18 protein-coding genes are annotated in these 22,552 nt (G+C 71.6%); 6 read left to right on the top strand and 12 right to left on the bottom strand.

Features of this window, described 5'->3' with window-relative positions; all coding sequences use genetic code 11:
- Positions 1-22 precede the first annotated feature (22 nt).
- The 4 genes from sucB to QSK10_RS23325 all read left to right on the top strand — a co-directional run bounded on the left by sucB (position 23) and on the right by QSK10_RS23325 (position 5,893).
- On the top strand, positions 23-1,732 hold the full coding sequence (gene sucB, locus QSK10_RS23340) for a 2-oxoglutarate dehydrogenase, E2 component, dihydrolipoamide succinyltransferase (protein ID WP_285665071.1): 1,710 nt from the start codon (positions 23-25) through the stop codon (positions 1,730-1,732).
- An 85-nt stretch (positions 1,733-1,817) separates the two neighbouring features.
- On the top strand, positions 1,818-2,792 hold the full coding sequence (locus QSK10_RS23335; protein ID WP_285665070.1) for a magnesium and cobalt transport protein CorA: 975 nt from the start codon (positions 1,818-1,820) through the stop codon (positions 2,790-2,792).
- 9 nt (positions 2,793-2,801) lie between these two features.
- Positions 2,802-3,683, top strand: a complete 882-nt coding sequence (locus QSK10_RS23330; protein WP_285665069.1) for a TIGR01777 family oxidoreductase — start codon at positions 2,802-2,804, stop codon at positions 3,681-3,683.
- Between the two features lie 8 nt (positions 3,684-3,691).
- Positions 3,692-5,893, top strand: a complete 2,202-nt coding sequence (locus QSK10_RS23325; RefSeq protein WP_285665068.1) for a caspase, EACC1-associated type — start codon at positions 3,692-3,694, stop codon at positions 5,891-5,893.
- On the opposite strand, the gene QSK10_RS23320 is transcribed toward QSK10_RS23325, so the two are convergent.
- Together QSK10_RS23320 and QSK10_RS23315 are read right to left on the bottom strand one after the other, a co-directional pair.
- Positions 5,883-6,686 (bottom strand): metallophosphoesterase family protein, encoded by an 804-nt coding sequence (locus tag QSK10_RS23320; RefSeq protein ID WP_285665066.1) that lies wholly within the window; start codon positions 6,684-6,686, stop codon positions 5,883-5,885. The genes QSK10_RS23325 and QSK10_RS23320 overlap by 11 nt on opposite strands.
- A gap of 8 nt (positions 6,687-6,694) precedes the next feature.
- On the bottom strand, positions 6,695-8,608 hold the full coding sequence (locus QSK10_RS23315; RefSeq protein ID WP_285665065.1) for an ABC1 kinase family protein: 1,914 nt from the start codon (positions 8,606-8,608) through the stop codon (positions 6,695-6,697).
- A 214-nt stretch (positions 8,609-8,822) separates the two neighbouring features.
- Here QSK10_RS23315 and QSK10_RS23310 point away from each other — a divergent pair, with 214 nt between their 5' ends.
- The gene (locus tag QSK10_RS23310; RefSeq protein WP_285665064.1) at positions 8,823-11,375 is read left to right on the top strand and encodes a phosphocholine-specific phospholipase C; all 2,553 of its coding nucleotides are present in this window, start codon (positions 8,823-8,825) and stop codon (positions 11,373-11,375) included.
- A gap of 721 nt (positions 11,376-12,096) precedes the next feature.
- Here the strand turns inward: QSK10_RS23310 and QSK10_RS23305 are convergent.
- The 10 genes from QSK10_RS23305 to QSK10_RS23260 all read right to left on the bottom strand — a co-directional run bounded on the left by QSK10_RS23305 (position 12,097) and on the right by QSK10_RS23260 (position 22,142).
- The gene (locus QSK10_RS23305; protein ID WP_285665063.1) at positions 12,097-13,314 is read right to left on the bottom strand and encodes a mannosyltransferase family protein; all 1,218 of its coding nucleotides are present in this window, start codon (positions 13,312-13,314) and stop codon (positions 12,097-12,099) included.
- Positions 13,304-14,059 (bottom strand): ribonuclease III, encoded by a 756-nt coding sequence (gene rnc, locus QSK10_RS23300; RefSeq protein WP_285665062.1) that lies wholly within the window; start codon positions 14,057-14,059, stop codon positions 13,304-13,306. The genes QSK10_RS23305 and rnc overlap by 11 nt, the downstream gene beginning before the upstream one ends.
- Positions 14,060-14,076: 17 nt before the next feature.
- Complete coding sequence (gene rpmF, locus QSK10_RS23295) at positions 14,077-14,250, bottom strand: 50S ribosomal protein L32 (protein WP_285665061.1); 174 nt, start codon at positions 14,248-14,250, stop codon at positions 14,077-14,079.
- Positions 14,251-14,253: 3 nt separating this feature from the next.
- Positions 14,254-14,820 carry a YceD family protein gene (locus QSK10_RS23290; RefSeq protein ID WP_285665412.1) on the bottom strand — a complete coding sequence of 189 codons (567 nt, stop codon included), beginning with the start codon at positions 14,818-14,820 and terminating at the stop codon, positions 14,254-14,256.
- Positions 14,821-15,036: 216 nt separating this feature from the next.
- The gene (locus QSK10_RS23285) at positions 15,037-15,531 is read right to left on the bottom strand and encodes a hypothetical protein (RefSeq protein WP_285665060.1); all 495 of its coding nucleotides are present in this window, start codon (positions 15,529-15,531) and stop codon (positions 15,037-15,039) included.
- An 80-nt stretch (positions 15,532-15,611) separates the two neighbouring features.
- Complete coding sequence (gene coaD / locus QSK10_RS23280) at positions 15,612-16,091, bottom strand: pantetheine-phosphate adenylyltransferase (protein WP_285665411.1); 480 nt, start codon at positions 16,089-16,091, stop codon at positions 15,612-15,614.
- 8 nt (positions 16,092-16,099) lie between these two features.
- Positions 16,100-16,660, bottom strand: a complete 561-nt coding sequence (rsmD, locus tag QSK10_RS23275) for a 16S rRNA (guanine(966)-N(2))-methyltransferase RsmD (RefSeq protein WP_285665059.1) — start codon at positions 16,658-16,660, stop codon at positions 16,100-16,102.
- Positions 16,657-18,816 (bottom strand): ATP-dependent DNA helicase RecG, encoded by a 2,160-nt coding sequence (recG, locus tag QSK10_RS23270; protein WP_285665058.1) that lies wholly within the window; start codon positions 18,814-18,816, stop codon positions 16,657-16,659. The genes rsmD and recG overlap by 4 nt, the downstream gene beginning before the upstream one ends.
- Positions 18,816-20,468, bottom strand: a complete 1,653-nt coding sequence (locus QSK10_RS23265) for a DAK2 domain-containing protein (RefSeq protein WP_285665057.1) — start codon at positions 20,466-20,468, stop codon at positions 18,816-18,818. Before QSK10_RS23265 ends, recG begins: the two co-directional genes overlap by 1 nt.
- 81 nt (positions 20,469-20,549) lie before the next feature.
- Positions 20,550-22,142: a hypothetical protein gene (locus QSK10_RS23260; RefSeq protein ID WP_285665056.1), complete on the bottom strand. Its 1,593-nt coding sequence runs from the start codon at positions 22,140-22,142 to the stop codon at positions 20,550-20,552.
- A 192-nt stretch (positions 22,143-22,334) separates the two neighbouring features.
- Between QSK10_RS23260 and rpmB the strand changes: the two genes are divergently transcribed.
- A complete protein-coding gene (rpmB, locus tag QSK10_RS23255; protein ID WP_285665055.1) occupies positions 22,335-22,529 on the top strand; it encodes a 50S ribosomal protein L28 in 195 nt (64 codons plus the stop codon).
- Positions 22,530-22,552 lie beyond the last annotated feature (23 nt).

Genomic DNA, 22,552 nt, shown 5'->3' with positions numbered 1-22,552 from the left:
CGACCACAGGAGTTTGACGACAATGCCGGTATCGGTCACCATGCCCGCGCTCGGAGAGAGCGTCACCGAGGGCACCATCACCCGTTGGCTGAAGAAGGAGGGCGACCGCGTCGAAGTCGACGAGCCGTTGCTCGAAGTCTCCACCGACAAAGTTGACACCGAGATCCCCTCTCCCGCCGCCGGCGTGGTGACGCGCATCGTCGCGGGCGAGGACGACACCGTCGAGGTCGGTGCCGAGCTCGCGGTGATCTCCGAGGAGGGCGAGTCCGCCGAGGCGCCCGCCGCGCCGGCTCCGGCCGCGCAGGAGGCTCCCGCCGCCGCGCCCGCGCCCGTCGCTGAGACGCCCGCTCCCGCGCCTGTTGCCGAAGCCCCCGCGGCCGCCCCGGCGCCGAGCGGTGGCGGCACCGAGGTGCCGATGCCCGCGCTGGGCGAGTCGGTGACCGAGGGCACCGTGACGCGTTGGCTCAAGGCCGTCGGTGACTCCGTGGAGGTCGACGAGGCGCTGCTGGAGGTGTCCACCGACAAGGTCGACACCGAGATCCCGTCGCCGGTCGCCGGTACGATCCTGGAGATCAAGGTCGCCGAGGACGAGACCGTCGAGGTCGGCGCGACGCTCGTGGTGATCGGCGCGGCCGGTGGCGCTCCCGCCGCCGCTCCCGCACCGGCCGCCGCGCCCGCCCCTGCCGCCCCGGCTCCGGTCGCCGCCCCGGCCCCCGCGCCCGTCGCGGCCCCGGCCCCGGCTGCTCCGGCTCCTGCCGCCCCCGCGCCCGTTGCGGCTCCGGCTCCCGCCGCCGCGCCGTCGGCCGGTGGTCCCTACGTCACGCCGCTGGTCCGCAAGCTGGCCGCCGAGCACGGCGTGGACCTGGCCGCGCTGGCCGGCACCGGTGTCGGTGGCCGCGTCCGCAAGCAGGACGTGCTGGCCGCCGCCGAGGCCGCGAAGGCCCCGGCCCCGGTCGCCGCCGCGCCCGCCGCCGCTCCGGCGGCCTCGACGCCGTCGGCGCCGAGCCCGCTGCGCGGCCGCACCGAGAAGATGACGCGCCTGCGCCAGACCATCGCCACCCGGATGGTGGAGGCCCTGCACACGCAGGCGCAGCTCACCTCGGTGGTCGAGGTCGACGTCACGCGCATCGCGCAGCTGCGCGCCAAGGCCAAGGACGCGTTCCTCGCCCGCCACGGCGTCAAGCTGTCCTTCCTGCCGTTCTTCGCGATGGCGGCCGTGGAGGCCCTGCAGACCTTCCCGCAGGTCAACGCGACGATCGACATGGACGCCAAGACGGTCACCTACCCCGAGTCGGAGAACCTCGGCGTCGCCGTGGACACCGAGAAGGGCCTGATCGTCCCGGTCATCAAGAACGCCGGTGAGCTGAACCTGGGCGGCCTGTCCAAGCGCATCGCGGACCTGGCCGACCGGACCCGCACCAACAAGCTCACCCCGGACGACATCACCGGGGGCACCTTCACGCTGACCAACACCGGTTCGCGCGGCGCGCTGTTCGACACGCCGATCGTGAACGCGCCGCAGTCGGCGATCCTGGGCACCGGCGCGGTCGTCAAGCGCGCCGTGGTCGTCCAGGACCCCGACCTGGGCGAGGTCATCGTGCCGCGCTCGATGATGTTCCTGGCCCTGTCCTACGACCACCGGATCGTGGACGGCGCCGACGCCGCGCGTTACCTGACCGCGGTCAAGGCGCGCCTGGAAGAGGGCCACTTCGAGGCCGAGCTCGGTCTCTAGGTAAACCTTCGCGGAGCCCCCGCGCCCATCGGGCGCGGGGGCTCCCGCATGTCCGGGGCGGCGCGGGCGGGTGACAATACCTTCCATGCCCTTCGTCGCCACCGCCTACCGCGCCGGACGCCGGATCGAGTCCACCGGCCCGCCGGTCGACGCCCTCAACCAGGTCCGCGAACAGCGCGGCGGTTTCGTGTGGGTGGACCTGGTCGCGCCGACCCGCGAGGAGTTCGAGTCGCTCACCGACCAGCTCGGCATGTCCGGCCTGCCGTTCACCGAGCTGACCCAGCACCGGCCCCGCCACGCCATCGAGCGCGTCAACGGCCTCCTGCTGATCGCGCTCAAGGCCTTCGTGCGCACCGACGGCGAGACCACCAACCTGGCCACCACGCGGATGCTCATATGCGTCACCGAGGACGCCATCCTCACCGCCCACGACGGCGCGCCCGAGCTGCTCACCGGCGTCCGGCGGCGGCTGGAGGCGCGCACCAAGTTCCTCGCCTGCGGCCCGCACGCCGTCGTCCAGGCCGTGTGCGACGAGGTGGTGACCGGCTACGACAAGATCGCCCACGAGATCGAGGGCGACATCATCGAGCTGGAGCACGACGTCTTCGACGAGCACGGCGTGCACCCGATGGAAGAGATCTACGCGATCAAGCGGGAGGTCCTGTTCTTCCGGCGCGTGGAGGACCCCCTGCACGCGATCCTGTCGGATCTGGCGCGCGGCGACGTGGAGGTCCACAAGGGCACCCAGGAGGCCTTCCAGCGCACCCTGGACCGCCTGGACCGGGTGGACGGCACCATCGACGGCCTCAACGAGCTCATCACCAACATCCTCCAGGCGCACCTGGCGCAGGTGGCGGTGCGCCAGAACGAGGACATGCGCAAGATCTCGTCGTGGGCGGCGATCATCGCCGTCCCCACCATGATCGCCGGGTTCTACGGGATGAACTTCGAGTTCATGCCCGAGACGAAATGGAAGGTCGGCTACCCGCTGGTCGTCCTGGTCATCGCGATCGCGTCCTGGCTGGTCTATCGCAAGCTCAAGAAGAGCGGCTGGCTATAGCCTGGGCGGATGCGGATCGTCATCGCCGGTTCCTCCGGTCACCTCGGCACGGCCCTCACCGCCCGGCTGCGCGGCGACGGGCACGACGTCGCCCGCCTCGTCCGCCGCGAACCCGCCGCGCCCGAAGAGATCCGCTGGGACCCTTACCGCGGGCCGCTCGACCCGGCCGCCCTGTCCGGCGCCGACGCCGTGGTCAACCTGTGCGGCGCCGGAGTCGGCGACCACCGCTGGTCGCCCGCCTACAAGGGACTCATCCGCGCCTCCCGCGTCGAACCGACCCGCACCATCGCCGAGGCCGTGGCCGCGGCGGGCGTCCCGGTGCTGCTGAACGGATCCGCGGTCGGCTACTACGGCGGCTCCGACTCCGAAGTGGACGAATCGGCGCCGCCCTCCGGCGACTTCCTCGGCCTCACCTGCAAGACCTGGGAGGCCGCCACCGAACCGGCGAGCGCCGCCGGGGCGCGCGTCGTCCTGCTGCGCACGGGCCTGACCCTCGGGCCCGGCTCGGCGATCCTGAAGCGGCTCGTGCCGGTGGTGAAATTCGGGCTCGGCGGGCGCTTCGGGAGCGGACGGCAGTGGTTCTCCTGGATCTCCGAGCGCGACTGGGTGGACGCCACCCTCATGCTGCTGGCGGGTGAGATCGCCGGTCCGGTGAACCTCGTCGGCCCGACCCCGGCGACCAACGCCGACCTCATCAAGGCTCTCGGGAACGCGCTGGGACGGCCCACGCCGTGGGTGGTGCCGGGCTTCGCGCTGCGCGCGGTGGTGGGCGAGGCGGCGGTGGAGCTGCTGCGGGGCGCGCTGGTCAAGCCGAGGGTGCTGACGGAGGCGGGCTACGTGTGGTCGCACGCGTCGGTGACCGATACGGTGAGGTGGGCACTGGGGAGATAGGGGACCGCGTGGAGGATTCGGCCGAGGCGAAACTGGTCAAACTCTCGGCGCAGCACAAAGCGCGGACCGACGACCACATCGGCACCGAGCACCTCCTCCTCGCCCTGCTGGACCCCGGTGGCAGCGAGCCCTGGCGGAGCGTCGCCCGCGCGCTCGCCGAGCGGGACATCACCCACCTGAAGGTCGAGCACGTCCTGCGCACGGAGCTTCAGCGCTTCGAGTACGGCTCCCGCCGGGGCCAGTACACGGCCAACCTGGCCAAGGTCCTGAGCCTCGCCGAGAGCGAGGCGGTCGCCCTGGGCTCGCCACAGGTGGATTCCTCGCACCTGCTGCTGGCGCTCGTGCGGCACTGGCAGGGCCGGGCGATGTACGCCCTCGACCATCTCGGCCACGACCAGGATGGAATGCGCCGGGTCGCGCTCGCCGCGCTGCCCCGCCCGATCGTGCCGCCGGACGTCCTCAGCCCGCTGCGGAACGAGTCCTCGGTGACCGAGTCCTACGAGGAGGCCGACGTCACCGCCTGGCCGACGACCACCGAGCCCGCGAGCCCGACCGGCACCACGCCGATGGACTGGATGGGCGAGGAGCAGGCCCGGGCCGTGTCGGTCCCGCCCACCTGGATCGGCCGCTTCCTCACACCCGTCACCGGTGCGGACGCGATGGCCGCCGAGGACGAGGTCGAGCGCCTGTACCGCGTCCTGATCCGCGCCCACGCCAGCAACGCCGTTCTGCTGGCCCGGCCCGGGATGGACGCCATGTCCGTCCTCAAGGGACTCGCGCGGCGCGTCGAGGAGCGGCGGGTGGCCAACCCGCTCCAGGACACCGTGATCCGCCACCTCGACTGGGCGGCCATCGCGCGGGAGACCTACGGCGGGGACGCCTTCTACCGCGAGCTGAGGCGGATCCTCACCGACCTGAGCGGCAAGCGCGCGCTGCTGGCGATCTCCGACGCCCCGGTCTACCTCGACTTCGCCAATCCCCGCCGCCCCGGCAGCGTCACCGCGCACCTGTGGGCGCTCATGGAATCCGGCGCCCTCCAGGTCGCCCTCATCCTCACCCCCGACGAGTACGAGACCGCCAAGGCGGCCCTGACCCGCAACCTGTTCGGCACCGTCCAGGTCGTCGAGCCCACCATCGAGCGCACCACCGACATCGTGCGCGCCCGCGTCCCCGACTTCGCCCGCCGCTACAAGGTCCACATCCCGCCGGAGACCCTGGAGGCGGCCGTCGTCCTGGCCGATCGCCATGTCACCGACCGCTTCCAGCCGGCCAAGTCCATCGAGCTGCTGTCCATCGCCTGCGCCGAGGTCGCGCCGATGGTGGCCACCGGCCGCATCGAGACGGTGACGCCCGAGGTCGTGCGGGCCGCCCTCGCGCACGAGCTGTCCCGCGACATCGCCGGGCTGCGGCTGCCCGGCGAGGCCGCGCCCGCCGCGCCGCCCGCACCCAGCCGCGACCGCCTGCCGGTGCGCACCGAGTCCTACGCGCTCCTGGTCGGCACCGCCCACTACGACGATCCCGCGCTGGAACCGCTGGAGTCGGTCGCGGCCAACCTGACCGGCCTGGGCGAGGTCCTGGCGCATCCCGAGCACGGCGGCTTCGACCCCAGCCGGGTGACCACGCTGCTGAACCCGTCCCGGCACGAGTTCCGCGCCAAACTCAAGGAACTGTCGGCGATCGCCACCGACACCTTCCTGCTGTACTTCGCCGGGCACGGCCTCGCCGACCCGTACACACCCGCGCTGTACCTGGGCGTCCGCGACGCCGAGAGCCTCGACCCCGCCGACACCGCGCTGCCCTACGCCACCGTCGGCAGGCACCTGGAGAGCGGCCCGGCCCGCAACAAGATCCTGGTCCTGGACTGCTGCTTCTCCGGCCGCGCGCTCGACGGCACGATGGGCCCCGGCGACGGTCCGATCAGGACACCCGACATCGGCGGCACCTACATCCTCACCGCCTCGGCGGCGACCCAGCCCGCGCTCGCCCCGCCCGGCGAGACCCACACCGCCTTCACCGGCGCGCTGCTGGAGCTGTTCACCGAGGGCGTGGACTCCCCCGCGGAGTTCATCCACCCGGTCCGCGAGTTCGCCCGCCTCACCGAGCTCGTGCGGGCCCGCGCCAGCCAGCAGGACCCGCAGCAGCGCAATACCAACACCATCGGCGAGCTCGGCCTGGTCCGCAACCGCCGGTACCGGGCGGTCAGTCGCTGAAGACGCGCGCCTCGGCGTGGGCGACGATCTCGGCGACCGTCGGCGGGGTCAGCAGCAGCTCCTTCATGCGGTCGGCTGAGGGGTCGGCGGCGGCGTAGGCGCGTTCGACGGCCTCGGCGGCGTCGTAGGCGGTCCGTCGCAAGTGGACGCCGGGGCCGAGCAGCGCCCACATCGCCACGCCGGGTTCGCCGTCGTGGAAGGGCAGGCCGACGCTGCCGGGGTTCACACTGCGCCAGTCCGTCCCGACGGCCCGGTCGAACTGGAGGTGGGTGTGCCCGGAGACCAGGATCGCCTCGGGCACGCCCGCCATGAGCGTCACGAAGCGCTCCTCGGCGGTGGCCGGGGTGATGGCCTCGGTGTCGGAGCGCGGCGAGCCGTGGCAGAAGCGGACCGCGCCCAGCCCGTCGATCTCGGCCACGACGGTGAAGTGGAAGGCGGCCACGAAGTCCAGGTCGGCCGCGGTGTGGCGGGCGGGCATCCAGGTGTCGCGCGGGCGTTCGGGCACGCGGTCGGTGCGCGCGTAGTCCAGCACGGCGCGGTCGGCGTTGCCGCGGACGCAGGTCGCGCGCTCGCCGAGGGCGCGGACCATCGCGATCGTCTCGTGGGGCTCGGGTCCCCAGGTGAGGTCGCCGAGGAAGACGATCCGGTCGGCGGCGGCGACCTCGGGCTCGGCGAGCACGGCGGTCAGCGCGGGCACGTTGGCGTGGACGTCGGAGAGGACCGCGATGGTCCGATGTGGACCGAGGTGCGGCGCCGGGCCCTCGTCCGGGCGCCGGCCGTGGAGGACGGTCATGCCGCCCATCATGGCCTGTGGCGGAAGATCCCGACAAGGACGCGGACGATGATGGTGATGCTGACCAGCAGGACCAGGAAACCGAACATCTGGAAGACGCTCACCTGGGGCGCGATCTGCGGTCCGTCGTCGTTGCTCAGCAGCATCACCGACATGATGCCGGTGGTGGCGCCGAGGATGGTCAGCAGCGCCTGCCCGAGGTAGCCGGCGAAGGTCTTGCGGTCGCGGGCGTCGGCGAAGAGGCGGACGTTGACCGAGAGCTGGCCGCGTTCGAGGGCGGCGCTGATGCGCTCGGCGCGGCGGGGCAGGCGGCGCAGGACGGGCATGAGCGGGACGAGCTCGCGCATGAGGGCGTCCTCCAGCCCGCCGGCGCCGAGTCCGGCGGTGACCTGGGCGGAGGCGAAGGCGCGGGCCTCGTCGACGATGTGGAAGCCGGGCGCGAGGTCGGAGAGGGTTCCCTCCACTGTGGCCAGTGCCCGGAAGGCGGCGGCGATCTCGCGGGGAATGGCGATCCCGTGGGCGGAGACGAGCTTGAACAGGTCGGTGAACATGCCCGCGTCGGGAACCTGCCCGGCGGTGAGGTGGCGGGCCATGAAGCGGCCGAGGGCGCGTTCGAGGCGGTCGCCGTCGACGCTGTCGGAACGTTCCATGATCTCGATGAGGCCGTCGCGCAGCCCGGCGGGATCGCGCCGGTCGATGGCGAGCAGGAGCGTCTGGAGGGCGGCCTGGAGTCCGGCGTCGATGCGGCCGACGGAGCCGAAGTCGATGAGCCCGAGGCGGTTGCCGTCCAGCAGCATGATGTTGCCCGGGTGCGGGTCGGCGTGGAAGACGCCGTCGATGAGGACCTGCCGCAACAGGGTGTGCAGGAGCGTGCGGGCCAGCGCGGCCCGGTCGGTGCCCGCCACGGCCTCGGCGGCCTTCGCCGAGCCGATCGGGACGCCGGTGAGGCGCTCCATGACCAGCACGCGGCGGCTGGAGAAGTCCTCGTGGACCTCGGGCAGCACGATCTCGCCGTCGTCGCCGGCGGCGGCGCGGACGGCGGCCAGGTTGCGGGCCTCGATGCGGAAGTCCAGTTCCTCGCGCAGGGCCTCGCTGAAGCCGTCGGCGAGGTCGCGCAGGCCGATGTTGCGGGCCCATTCGGCGCGCTGGTGCAGGGTCCGCGACAGCCGCGCCACGATGTCCAGGTCGCGTTCCACGACCGGCCCGATGCCGGGCCGCTGCACCTTCACCACCACCGACTCTCCAGTGTGGAGGGTCGCCCGGTAGACCTGCGCGATGGAGGCGGCGGCGATCGGCTCGTGGTCGAATTCGGCGAAGACCTCGCCGACGGGCGCGCCCAGCTCCTCGGCGAGCAGCAGCTCCACCCGCTGCCACGGGACGGGCTCCACGCTGTCCTGGAGGCGGGTCAGCTCGTTGATCACCGCCGGGCCGAACAGGTCGCGGCGGGTGGACAGGACCTGGCCGAGCTTGACGAAGGTGACCCCGCCGTCCTCCAGCGCCGCCCGCAGCGAGCGGGCCAGGGCGACGTTGGAGCCGCCGGGCCTGCGGCGTCCGCTCAGGTATCCGCCGAGGCCGTGCCGGACGCCGATCGCGGTGATCGTGGAGTACCGCCGCGCCCGCCGCACGCGCCGCCGCATCGCGCCCCACCAGGAGATGAGGACCGACGGCCGCAGCCGCACCACCTCCAGCAGCGCCATGACGATGAGCGTGGCGATCAGCGCGGTCCCCGCGAACATCCAGAACGCGGTGACCCGGTTCTGCTCCAGCAGCGGCCCCACGGTGACCCCGGCGACGGCCAGGCCGACGAACGCCGAAGCCCCGGCCCGCACGGGTCCGACGCGCAGGCCCATGAGCCGCCCGGCGGCCATCATGAACACGCCGACGATGGCGAAGGCGAACAGAGAGCCCAGGATCTCGTACAAAGCCGCTCCTTGAGGGGTGGTCGGGGGAACCGTACCCAGCGGCCGTTTCCACGCCCGGGACGGGTGCGGTGATCACCGAGGGATTTCATCCGGTGACTCTTGCGCGGTTCACCGGAACTCCACCAAAATGTCGTCCAACGCCAGGATCGAACAGTAAAGGCAACAAGCTTCAACAGATCCGGCGTGTCCCGGCACCCTCACCTCGAAGGCCATCATGGACAGACGATCCTTCTTCCGCTCCGCGACCGCCGCCACGGGCGCGGCGGCCGCGTTCGCCCTCCTGCCCGACAGCCTGCGCGAGGCCCTCGCCGCCCCGGCACCGACGGGTGGCCTCGACATCATCGAGCACGTGGTGATCCTGATGCAGGAGAACCGCTCCTTCGACCACTACTACGGCACGATGCGCGGGGTCCGCGGCTTCCGCGATCCCGCCGCGATCTCCCTCCCGGGCGGCCAGCCCGTCTACCGCCAGCCGAACGGCACCGGATACGTCCTGCCCTATCCCGTCGACGACCAGTTCATGCAGGGCACCCCGCACGGCTGGGGCGACGGCCACAACGCCTGGAACAAGGGCCGCCACGACCAGTGGGTGCCCAACAAGGGCGTCCGCACCATGACCACGCACCTGCGCTCGGCCCTGCCGTTCTACTACCAGCTCGCCGACGCCTTCACCATCTGCGACGCCTACCACTGCTCGGAGATGGGCCCGACGAACCCGAACCGCTTCTTCCTGTTCAGCGGCATGATCGGCTACGAGCCCGGCACCACCAAACGCGCCATCGGCAACGACTCCTGGCAGAACCCCGGCCACACCGGCTACACCTGGAAGTCCTACGCCGAGCGCCTGGAGGCCGCCGGCCGCTCCTGGCGCGTCTACCAGGAGTGGGACAACTACGGCGACAACTCCCTGGACTACTTCGCGTCCATGCTGGCCGTGGGCAAGAAGGCCCTCGCCTACACCGGGCAGTCCAAACTGGAGTACTTCTACTACGCCCTCGCCAAGGCGTCGAAACCCGACCAGGACGCCCTCCTGGCCAAACTCGACCAGGGCCTGGCCACCCTCACCCCCGCCGAGCGCAGCCTCTACGACCGCGCCCTCCACCGCGTCCGCCCCGACCAGACCGTCCCCGCCTTCGCCGCCGACGTCACCGCCGGCCGCCTCCCCGCCGTGTCCTGGATCGTGGCCCCCGAGAAGAAGTCCGAGCACCCCGACTGGGGCCCCAACCAGGGCGCCGAGTTCACCAAGGGCATCCTCGACGCCATCGCGTCCAAACCCGACGTGTGGAACAAGACCGTCGTCTTCATCACCTACGACGAGAACGACGGCTTCTTCGACCACGTCCCCAACCCCGCACCCCCGCTGTCCTCATCGGACGGCCAGTCCACGGTGGCGACGACCGACGAGATCTACCTGGACGCCCCCATCGGCCTGGGCACCCGCGTCCCCATGCTCGTGGTCTCCCCCTGGAGCCGCGGCGGCAACGTCTGCTCCGAGGTCTTCGACCACACCTCCGTCCTGCGTTTCCTGGAGAAGTGGTCCGGCGTCGCCGAACCCCAGATCACCCCCTGGCGCCGAGCCGTCTGCGGCGACCTCACCGGCGCCCTGGACACCACCACCTCCAACGTGTCCTACCCAGCCCTGCCGACCCCCGTCCCCACCGGCGGTCCCATGTCCACCAACCCCCAACCCCCGGCCGTCCAAGCCCTCCCCACCCAGGAGAGCGGCGTCAAACCCGCCCGCCCCCTCCCCTACGACCTCGCCGTCCACGGCCGCGTCGCGAGCGACAAGTTCTGGCTCGACTTCACCAACCACGGCACCACCACCGCCGCCCACTTCTACGTCCACGCCGCCAACTTCCGCACCGACGGCCCCTGGCGCTACACCGTAGAAGCGGGAAAGAGCCTCAGCGACTACTGGCAGGCCGGAACCCCCACCGGCGCCTACGACCTCATCGTCACCGGCCCCAACGGCTTCATCCGCCGCTTCACCGGCAACAGATCAACGGCCACCACCACCGGCAACGCCAACCCCGAAGTCACCCTCCGCCACGCCCCCGCGGAGAACAAGGTCTACCTGAAAATGACCAACGCGGGCCAGAAGGCCTGCACCCTCACCATCACCCCCAACAACCGCGCCGGCGGCCCCTGGACCTACCAACTCCAACCCGGACAGTCCACCGAGGACTACTTCACCACCGGCGGCACCTCCGGCTGGTACGACCTCACCGCAACCGCAACCGGCACGGCAGACGCCTTCCTCCGCCGCTTCGCCGGCCACATGGAGAACGGCACCCCAAGCCTCACCGACCCCGTCATGGGCTCCGGAAAGCTGGCCATCGCGAACGTCACCGCCGACAGCGAAGAAACAACGTCGGAAAACGGCCGCGCCACCAACGCCACCGACGGCACCACCTCGACCATCTGGCACACCAAATGGTCAACCGGCGGCACCCCACCAGGACCAGCACCACTCCCCCACGACATCCGCATGGACCTGGGCGCGCAAAAAACCGTCACCGCCATCCAATACACCCCCCGCCAAGACGGCAGCCCCAACGGCCGCATAGGCGAATACGAAATCGCGCTAAGCCAAGACGGAACCACCTGGACCACAGCGGCAACGGGCACTTTCACCGACGACGCGACCGTGAAAACGGCCAGAACCTGGCCGACCACCGCCAGATACGTACGCCTGCGCGCCCTGACCGAAGCAGGCGCACGCGGCCCCTGGACCTCAGCGGCGGAGATCAGCGCACTGGGCTGGTAAGAAATGGGCTGGTAAGAGCTGGGTTGGTAGAAGCGAAAGAACGCAAGCGAGCCGGGCGCGAACACCGTGACAGGTAACGCGCCCGGCCCGGGCGAGGACTGGAGTGGGGTCGGCGGGGCGGTGCGGGGTGGGATCTGAGCCGGGCATGGTGACTGGCTGGCAACGGAGTCAGAACCCGGGTGGGGAACCGGCTTGTTGTTTTAGACCCGGGCGAGGTGACTGGCTTGCTACGGGGTCAGAACCCGGGCAACAGACGAAGCTCGTTGTAGTAGAGCCGGACCGAGACGGCCCGTAAGCCGCAAGACAACACGGCCCCGAGACCAGATCCGCTGGGGTGACTCGGGATAGGAGAGGTGGATCCTCCGTCGGTCGGCCAGACGTGGTTTTGAGAACGCAGGTTCTGGGGGTGTCAAGACACGCACTACCGTCTTGACACCCCCAGGTTCTGCGTTCAGCGTCGCTTTGGCCGCCCAGAGGAGGAGACGCCTCCCGAGAGAGGTCCGGCGTCCAGGGGCCGCACCCCTGGTCAGGTCCTAGGGGTGAAACCCCTGACCAGACGGCGACCGTGACATAGCGCCGATGTGGCGAATAGAGGACGGTCGATCCGTGGGGATAGGGCGAGAAGCGCGGGGAGACGGGCTCGGGCTGAGGGTGACGGGAGAGGCGGCGCAACGGGGGGTGTGGTAGCGAGACAGCCGGGGCCGGGACTAAAACCCACCCCTCAAATCGCATAAGGCCAAACCGTCACCATATAAGCCCCATACCACCCACTAACCCCCAACAAAACCCCCGCCACCGGCACCGCCACCCGCAACCGCGCACGCCCAAAAGCCACCGCCACCGGAACCAGCACCACCAACGCCGGCACCAAAATCCGCAACTTCGAGTGAAAATACCCCTCAGTCCCGAGCCCCATCCCCAAAATCACCGCCCCATAAACCAAGAACGGCCACCAGTTGGGTCGCACGAACAGCGCCGAAACCCCAAGCCCGACAGTCACCACCAAAAGCACCGCCGTGCTAACCGCCACCCACCCGTCCCCGTCATGCAAGGTCCCGGCGACAAAAGCCAAAGTCCCCCGCCCAAAATCAAAATGCGAAGTCCACCCAGCGTCCTGAATCGTGAACCAAGCCCCAGCCGCCCCCACCCGGGCATCCACCCACCACCAGTACAGCGGCAGCGCGAGCGACCCCAGCACGAGCCCCACCCCGCCCCGCCACCAAACCGCCAGCGAAGCCGGCCGGAGCCCCCGCCACTGCCGGACCCCGTACTCCACCAGCGCCACCAGCAGCGCCACCGTCACCGCCACACCGACCACACGCGTGAGGCACGCGAGCCCGGCGAAGAACCCGCCGAGGATCCACCGCTCGCGCCGGATCGCGTACAGCCCGCCCGCGGCGAAGGCCAGGAACAGCGACTCGCTGTACCCCATCGACAGCACCAGCGACATCGGCTGGGCGCCGAGCAGGAACACCATGGCGATGCCGGTCCGGCGTCCCCAGATGTCGGCGGTGAGCAGGTAGACGAAGGCGGCGGCCACGAAGGACGCCAGGACCGTCACGACCAGTGAGGCGGCCTCGTAGGAGAGGCCGGTCCAGGAGAAGGCGCGCACCAGCATCGGGTATCCGGGCAGGAACGCCAGTCCGTTGCCGACGAGGGTGCCGTTGGCGTCGTAGGTGAACCCGGAGGGGTAGCCCTCGGAGGCGACGCGGATGAACCATCCGCTGTCCCAGGTCAGCAGGCGCTGCCAGACGGTGGAGTCGGGCCGGGTCATCCAGGCGAGCACGACCAGTTGCGTGACGCGGGTGACCAGGAATACGAAAAGAGGACCGACGAGTGGATACGCGCGGTCCTCAAATCGACGCAAACGGGACGGCCGGGGGCGCTCCTCCGCGACGTCGGTCGCGGTGTCCGCCTCGGCGGCGGCCTCAGCCGCCACTCGCCCGCTGCTGTTGCTCTTCGTGGCGGCGCGTGAGTTCACGCCACGCCGATTCGGCGGCGATCTGCTCCGCCTCTTTCTTGCTGCGCCCCTGCCCGGCTCCGAAGGACTCACCGGCGACCACGGCCCGCGCGGTGAACATCTTCGCGTGGTCGGGACCGTCTTCGGTGATCCGGTACTCGGGGACGCCGAGGTCGTTGTCCGCGGTGAACTCCTGCAGGCTGGTCTTCCAGTCCAGGCCCGCGCCGCGGCGGCTGGCCTCGGCGATCAGCGGATCGAAGAGGCGGCGCACGACGGTGCCCGCGACCTCGATGCCGTGCTGCAGGTAGATCGCGCCGAGCAGCGCCTCGACCACGTCGGCCAGGATGCTGGTCTTGTCCCGGCCTCCGGTCGACTCCTCGCCCTTGCCCAGGTACAGGTAGGGGCCAACCCCGACCGGTCCCAGGGTGCGCGCCACCGTCGCCAGGGCGCGCATGTTCACCACACTGGCCCGAAGCTTCGCCAGCTGCCCTTCGGGCAGATCCGGGTACCGCTTGTACAGGGCCGTGGTGACGACCAGGCTCAGCACCGCGTCACCGAGGAACTCCAGGCGCTCGTTCGTCGGCAGGCCACCGTGCTCGTAGGCGTACGAGCGGTGCGTCAACGCGAGCGTCAGGAGATCGGTGTCGAAGGAGACCCCGCAGGCCTCCTCAAGATGGATAGGGGAGGGCCGCCTCGCCGACGACGAAGCGGACCGGCCCTGCACCACTGCTGATCTGCCGATCAGACTTCGACGACGGTACGACCGTTGTACGTGCCGCAGGTGCCGCACGCGGTGTGCGGGAGCTTCGGCGAACGGCACTGGTCGCAGGCGACGGTGTTAACGGCCTGAGCCTTCCAGTTCGCGCGACGGCTCCGGGTGTTGCTACGCGACATCCGACGCTTGGGAACGGCCACAATTCACTCCGAACGGTCTTGGTCCAACAGTTTGCTCAACTCCGCCCATCGCGGGTCGAGCGTTTCGTGCCGATGGTCGGCAGGAAGCTCATCCCAAGCCCGTCCGCAGTCCGGACAGAGCCCCGGGCAATCCGGGCGGCACAGGGGGTTGCTCGGAAGTCCGAGCACCACCGCGTCCCGCACGGGTGGCTCCAGGTCGATCAGATCGTCCTGCAGCCGCATGACCTCGTCCTCTTCGGTGGTCTCGTCGGTGGCGCTGTCCGGGTAGGCGTAAAGCTCCTGGACGTCCACCACCAACGTGTCCTCGATCGGGCGCAGGCACCTTCCGCACTCGCCGATGACGGGAGCGGTGACCGTGCCCGAAGCGAGCACGCCCTCGGTGACCGAAGTCAGCGACAGCTCCAGGAGGAGCTCCGCGTCGTCCGGCACGCCGATCAGACCGGGACCGAGACCGTCCAATGCCGGCACCGTCAGACGCAGCTCCTGGTGAGCTCCCGGGGACCGGGGCAACTTGCGGGTGTCGACCACCAGCGGGGCCGACGGGTCCAGGTTGGGCGTCTTCTCATGCATCGTCATCACTCGGCTCGGCCATGGAGAGGCCGACGTGGAAGCTTACCTGACACACACGCTCCTCGGCGAAAGGGGGTTACGGGTCGTACCTGGTAGAGGGTAGCCGGGGACGCCGGAAGGCGAGGTGGCCGGACTCTCACCCGGGGCGGCGCTCACACCGCGGCTCCCGGACGGACGGCCGCCCGGAGACGGCCGTCATCGACGCGAGGGGCCCGCTCACATCGGGAGCGGCTTCTCCTCCATGTCCGGGGTGAAGCTGCCGATCTCGCGCAGGGCGTGCATCTTGTCGCGGCCCCGCTCGACCCCGCTGAGCGCGCGGTGCAGGAACTGCTCGAAGTTGGCCAGGGTGGTGTCGACGTACTCGTCCACCTCGTTGCGCAGCCGGTTCGCCTCATCGCGCGCCTGGTTGATCAGCCGCTGCGCCTCGTGCTCGGCGGAGACGGTCACCTCGTGCAGGGACACCAGACGGGCGTGCTCGGCCTCGGCCTCGGTGATGATGCGCGAGCCCTCGCGCTGACCGGCCTCGATGATCTTGTCGCGCTCGGCGAGCATGGCGTCGGCGCGGCGCAGTTCGGCGGGCAGCTCGCCGGAGAGCTCCTCCAGCATGGCGATGATCTCGCCGCGGTCGATCTTGGCGGCACGGGACATCGGCACCGCCTTCGCCTGTTCGACGTAGGCGATGATCTCCTCAATGCGCTCCAGTGGCCCCACCCGGTACTCCCCTCAACTTCGTCCCGCTCACGCCGGGGACACTCCCCTGGCCATGGTCCGGCTCTGTACTGGCGATTGTGTCACTGCTCACGTAGCCGGGCGACGAGACGACGCGCCACCGTCTGCGGAACATGCGCCGACACGTCGCCGCCCCACTTCGCCACGTCCTTGACCAGACTCGACGACAGGAACGAATAGAGCCGGTTGGTCGGCATGAACAGCGTCTCCACATCGGCCAGACCGTGGTTCATCTGCGCCATCTGGAGCTCGTAGTCGAAGTCGGAGGCGGCCCGGATGCCCTTGACGACCACGGGGATCTCGTTGGCCTTGCAGTAGTCGACCACGAGTCCCTTGAAGGAGTCGATCCTCACGTTCGACAGATGCTCGGTCACCTCGCGGAGCATCTCCAGCCGCTCACCGTGGCTGAAGAGGCCCTTCTTCGAGGAGTTCACGAAGACCGCCACGTACACCTCGTCGTAGAGGCGGCTGGCCCGCTCGATGATGTCGAGATGACCGAGGGTCACCGGATCGAAAGAGCCCGGACACACTGCGCGTCGCACCGTCGTCGTCACGATCGGGCACCGTACCAAAGAATGGACTCCCCGTAACGGCGGCCACGGATCTCGGCCAGTCCCGGTGGCCACTCGAAAGAACCCGTCCGGATCGATCGCTCCACCAGCACCAACGCGTCCTCCTGGAGCCAGCCGCCGGTGAGCAGCGCGTTCAGATTCGCGGTGATCTCGTCGTTGCCGAGGGTGTAGGGCGGGTCGGCGAAGACGAAGTCGTAGGGCTCGTCCGGCGCCGACGCCAGAAGCGCGGCCACCGTGGACGTGGCGAGAACCACAGTCCCGCTCAGTCCCAGGGCGGTGACGTTGGCGCGGATGACGCGGGCCGCGCGTGCGTCGGCCTCCACGAGCAGGGCGTGCTCCGCCCCGCGCGAGCACGCCTCCAGCCCGACCGCGCCGGATCCGGCGTACAGGTCGAGGACGCGCGCGCCCTCCAGGTCCACGTAACTCGCCACGGCACCGAAGAGCGCCTCGCGCACCCGGTCGGAGGTCGGGCGCGTCTTGTCGCCGGGCGGGGTCTGCAACCGGCGTCCACGATGGACACCGGCGATGATGCGGGTCAACCCTTCTCCAGGTACTCGGCGCGCTCGTCGTCGACGAGCGCGGCAACGGTCGCGGCCAGCTCCGGATGCCGCTCCAGCTCCGGGTCCGCCGCCACGAGGGCCATCGCGGCCTCGCGCGCCTCGCGGATCAGGTCGGCGTCCTTGAGCAGGGACAACAGTTTCACCTGCGAGCGGTGCCCGGACTGCGCCTCGCCGAGGACGTCGCCCTCGCGCCGCTGCTCCAAGTCCAGCTCGGCGAGCCGGAACCCGTCGGTGGTCTCGGCGACCGCGGCGAGCCGCTCGGCCGAGGTGCCGCCCGCGTAGGCCTCGCTGACCAGCAGGCACAGCCCGGCGGCGCTGCCCCGGCCGACGCGGCCGCGCAGCTGGTGGAGCTGGGACACCCCGAAGCGGTCAGCGTCCAGGATGACCATCATCGTCGCGTTCGGGACGTCCACGCCGACCTCGATGACGGTGGTGGCCACGATCACGTCGAGCTCGCGGTTCTTGAAGGCGCGCATGACCGCGTCCTTCTCCTCCGGCGGGAGCCTGCCGTGCAGGATTCCCACGCGCAGGCCGTGCAGGGCGCCCTCGGCGAGCGCGGGCCCGACGTCGAGGACGGCCAGGGGCGGCCGGCGTCCGTCGTCGCCGGGTTCCTTGTCGTCGTCGCCGATGCGGGGGCACACGATGTAGGCCTGGTGCCCGGCCTGGACCTCTTCGCGCAGCCGCTGCCAGGTCCGGCGCATCCACCGCTCGTCGCCGCCGGGGACGACGTGGGTGGTGATGGGCGAGCGGCCCTTCGGGAGCTGCGCGAGGGAGGAGACCTCCAGGTCGCCGTAGACGGTCATGGCCACCGTGCGCGGGATGGGCGTGGCGGTCATGACCAGGACGTGCGGCGGCACGGCGGCCTTGGCGCGCAGGGCGTCGCGCTGTTCGACGCCGAAGCGGTGCTGCTCGTCGACGACGACGAGCCCGAGATCGCGGAAGTCGACGGAGTCGTAGAGCAGCGCGTGGGTGCCCACGACGATGCCCGCGGTGCCGTCGGCGACCTCGGCGAGGGCGGCCTTGCGGGCCTTGGCGCCCTGCGAGCCGGTGACGAGGGCGACGCGGGTGGCCTCGGCGGGGGCGTCCAGCTCACCGGCGCGGGCGCGGTCGCCGAGCATGTCGGTGATGGTGCGGTGGTGCTGGGTGGCGAGGACCTCGGTGGGCGCCAGCAGCGCGGCCTGGGCGCCGGAGTCGACGACCTGGAGCATGGCGCGCATGGAGACCATCGTCTTGCCGCTGCCCACCTCCCCTTGAAGCAGCCGGTGCATGGGGTGCGGGGTGGCGAGGTCGGCGGCGATGGTCTCGCCGACCTCGCGCTGGCCCTCGGTGAGCTCGAAGGGCAGCGCGGCGTCGAAGGCGGCGAGGATGCCGTCGGCGCGCGGGGGCCGGGGCGTGGCGGCGACGGCCGAGGCGGAGTGCTTGCGGCGGACCAGGACGACCTGGAGCCCGAAGGCCTCCTCCCACTTGAGGCGCTTGATCGCGTTGTACAGCTCGCCCTTGCTGCCGGGCCGGTGGACGTCGTGGAGGGCGGTGCGCAGGTCGGTGAGCTTGTGCTCGGCGCGCAGGTCGGCCGGGAGCGGGTCGCGTCCCTCGATGACGAGGTGCTTGAGGACGATGCCGACGCAGCGCGCGATCGTCCAGCTCGGCAGCTTCGCCGCCGCCGGGTAGACCGGGATGAGCGCCCCGGCGAACTCCTCGATGACCTCGGCGCCCTCGGGGCTGTCGGGGTCGGGCAGCATCCGGTAGTCGGGGGCGTTCAGCTGTCGGCGGCCGCGGAACTCGGAGACCTTGCCCGCGAACAGGCCCCACTTGCCGGGCTGGAGCTCGCGTTCGCGCCAGGCCTGGTTGAAGAAGGTCAGCGAGATGGTGCGGTCGCCGTCGCCGACGAGGACCTCCAGCATGCTGCCGCGCTTGGTGCGCATCTGCTTGCGGTTGACCGCGCGGATCTCGGCCATGATGGTGACCTGCTCGCCGATCTCCAGCGTGGCCAGGTCGGTGCGCTCGCCGCGTTCGGCGTAGCGGCGCGGGTAGTGGCGCAGCAGGTCGCCGACGGTGCGCAGGTCGAGCGCGTCCTCCAGGGCCTCGGCGGTCTTGCCGCCCAGGACCTTGGTGAGCGCGGTGTCCAGTCCGTGCATCACTCCACCCCCACGATCAGCGGCTGATGGCGCTGCCCGCCGCGATAGGCCGTCACGTCCACCAGCGGCCAGCGGGAGGCCATGTGCGCGGTGATGCGCACCTCGTCCTCGGCGCGCAGACCGGCGCCGGTGACGAGGGTGACCAGTTCTCCCCCGGCGCCGCACATGCGGTCCAGCAGCTCGCAGGCGACCCCGGCGAGGTCGCGGCCGATGAGGACCACGTCGCCCTCGGCGAGCCCGAGGACGTCGCCGGGCGCGCACCGCCCGGCGGTGGTGATCGACTCGCGCGCGGCGATCGCGATCGCGCCGTGGCGGCAGGCCCCGGCGGCCTCGGCCATGGCGATGACGTCGTCGTCGAAGCGGCGGGCCGGGTCGCGGACGGCCAGCGCGGCCAGCGCCTGCACCGGCGAGCGGGTCGGCACCACCGAGACCTGGAAGCCCTCGGCGCGCGCGAGACCGGCGGCGGTGGCGGCGGTGGAGTGGCTGTTGCCGTCATTGGGCAGCAGGATGACCTCGGTGGCGCCGGTGGCGCGGACGGCGTCCAGCAGCTCACCGGCCGACGGGGGCGAGCTGACCACGGGGTGGGCGCCCTCGGCGGCGAACAGGTCGGCGAGGCCGGAGCCGCCGGCGACGGCGACCACCGCGCGCGGCGCGCCGCCGGGAGGCGCGGGCGGAGCGACACCCGTCGCGTGCTGCTCGACGAAGCGCGTCACCGAGATGCGGTGGGGGCGCCCGGCCTCGATCCCGGCCTCGATGGCGGCGCCGATGTCATTGACGTGGACGTGCACGTTCCAGGTGGGCGTGGCGTCGCCGAGGCCGGTGCCGACCACGACGAGGGAGTCGCCGAGCGCGGTCAGCCGCAGGCGCAGGCGCTCCACCTCGTCCGGCGGGGCTTCGAGGAGGTACTGGACCTCGTAGGCGAACTCCTCGGAGCCCGTCTCGCGCTCGGCGGAGCCGGTGCGGCCGCGCGGGCGCTCGCCGAGGTCGGCGGCGGCGACGGGGGCGCCGGTGGGCGCGCCGGTGACGACGCCGACGAGGGCGTCCAGGACCAGCGCGAGCCCGAAGCCGCCGGAGTCGACCACCCCGGCGCGGGCGAGGGCGGGCAGCTGCGTGGGCGTGCGCGCCACGGCCTCGGCGGCGGCCTCGGCGGCGACGGTGACCACGCGCGCCAGGTCGGCGCCGGGCGCGTCGGCGGCGGCGCGCGCGGCGGCGTCGGCGATGGTGAGCATGGTGCCCTCGGCGGGCTGCGCGACGGCGGCGCGGCAGGCGTCGGCGGCCACGCGCAGGCCGGTGACGACGCTCGACGCGCCCGCCTCGGTGGCCTCGCCGCTCTGGTGCGCCCAGGCGTCGGCCAGGCCCCGGAAGAACTGGGCGAGGATCACCCCGGAGTTGCCGCGCGCGCCGAGCAGCGCGCCGCGCGCGAAACGGCGCAGCGCCTCGGCGAGCTCGGTGATCTCGCCGCCGTCGAGGGCGGTCACCCCGGCGGTGACGGTGGCCACCATGTTGGTGCCGGTGTCGCCGTCGGGGACGGGGAACACGTTCAGTTCGTCGATGTCGCGCCGGTGCCGGCGCAGGACGTCGAGGCTCGCCGCGCACCAGCGGTGGAATCCGGCCGCGTCGATCGTGGCCGCAGTTTCATCAACGTCCCGCACGGAACACGAGCCTAATGGCAGTCGCCGACAAAGCGCGGTTGCCGACCGAGAGGCGCTCCGGCCTCACAGGTTGAAGTGCCGTCACAGGTTGAAGTGCAGTGTCATCACCCGGCCGGCGACGGTCGCCTGGAGGTCCTTCTCGGTGTCGGGCACCGCGGCGTACATCACGGCGGCGCGGGCGCCGTCCATGTCGGCCACGACGATCGTCACCTGGTCGCCTCCGCCGTCCCACGCCACGTGGTAGCGCATGATCAGCGCGATCCGGCCGTCCAGGCGCAGCGGCTCGATGGTGGGCGCGACGTCGCGCTTGAGGCCGGGCAGCGGCTTGTTGTCGCCGCCGACGTAGCGCCGCCCGTCGAGGGACTCGGCGAGCGCGCTGGCCGTCTCCCCCATCTTGGCGGTGCCCGCGTACGGGACGAGGGCGGTGTCGAGGCCGCCGACCACGAACATCGACGGGACCGGCGTGGCCGGTTTGGTCTCGCCGACCGGGCTGGTGATCTCGTTGAGGCCGGGCGGCGGCGCGGCGAGCGTCGCCCACGGCGCCCCGGCGGTGAGGTACTCCAGGCGCGTCCCCGTGGAGGTGACGGGCGTCAGCTGCGGACCGGGCGGCGGCGTGCTGCCGGTGGGCGTCGGGTCGGCCTGCTGAGTGCCGCCCTTGCCGGCGCGCACGAACAGGTAAGCGCCGCCCGCGAGGGCCAGGACGAGCACGATGACGCCGGTCACCAGGAGCCAGCGGGGCATGCCGCGCCGCTCCCGGACGGGCGCGCCGCCCCACGGCTGGGGCTGCGGCTGCGGCTCGGGGGTGAGGCCGGTGTAGGTCGGGCCCTGCGTGTCCACCGGCTTGGGGGCGAACGCGCTGGGGTCGACCGGCTGGTTCTGCGGCACGTAGATGGGCTGCTGCGGGACGTAGACGGGCGGCGCGGGCGGTACCGAGGTCGGCGCGGCCGAGACGGGGACGCCGGACACGGGTCCGCCGGAGACCGGGCCACCGGAGACGGGGGGAGCCGAGACCGGCGGCGGCGCGTAGGGCGACGGCGGCGCCGAGACCGGGGGCGGCGTGTACGCGGGCGGCGCGGAGACCGGCGGCGGCGCGTACGGGGAGGGCGGTGTGTAGGACGGGGGTCCCGACACCGGGGGCTGCGGCGGCGCGTAGGCCGGAGGGGCCGAGACGGGCGGCGGCGGCGGCATGTAGGCGGCGGGCGGGCCCGAGACCGGCGGCGGGGTGTACGCCGGGGGCGCCGAGACCGGCGGCGGGGTGTGCTGGGGCTGCTGCTGCGGAGGCGCGTAGGGCGCGTGGGCCTCCGGCGTCTGCCCGTAGGTCTGGGGCGGGTAGGTCTGCGACGGGTACGTCTGAGGCGGCTGGGCCTGGGGCGGCTGCGCCTGCGGGTACGCGGGCGCGCCGTACTGGTTCGGCGCCGTGGGCGGCTCCGGCACGGGCTGCTGCTGCGGGTACTGCGGCTGAGGCTGCTGGTACTGGGGCTGCTGCGGCTGCTGGAACTGCGGCGGCGGCGCGAAGGGATCGACCGGGACCGGTGGCGGCTGCGGCGGACGTCCCTGCTGATGCGGATCCGGCGCGGGCCCGAACGGCGATACGGGCTGCTCCTGCTCACGCGCGCGCAACGACTGGGTGTCCTCCGACGACGCCTCGTCGGGCTGCTGGGGTGGGTACGTCATCAGGGGCAAACTTTCCGGGGGAGGTGCCGTCGCCATGGGACGCCTGCGGTAACGTCGCTGCCAGCGTACGTGAGAGTGACACCTTCGACACCACCCCCGTTTGGCGACGGAGCGTGGCCCTCAGGTAGGCTTCCAAGCTGCCCCTGTGTGGGCTGCTCAAGTTCTAGGTCAACACTCAGGAGTGCGTTCATCATGTCCAGCAGGTGCGATGTCTGCGGCAAGGGCCCCGGCTTCGGCAACAACGTGTCCCACTCGCACCGCCGGACGCGGCGCCGGTGGAACCCGAACATCCAGGTCGTCCGCACCAACGTCGAGGGCGGCGACAACAAGCGCAAGGTCAAGCTGTGCTCCTCCTGCCTGAAGGCGGGCAAGGTGGCGCGCGCCTAAGCGCGGTCATACGTGAAGAAGCC

Source organism: Actinorhabdospora filicis (assembly GCF_030269765.1).
Taxonomy (GTDB): Bacteria; Actinomycetota; Actinomycetes; order Mycobacteriales; family Micromonosporaceae; genus Actinorhabdospora; species Actinorhabdospora filicis.
The sequence above is the reverse complement of the archived record's forward strand: the minus strand, read 5'-3'. Positions and strand labels throughout refer to the sequence as shown.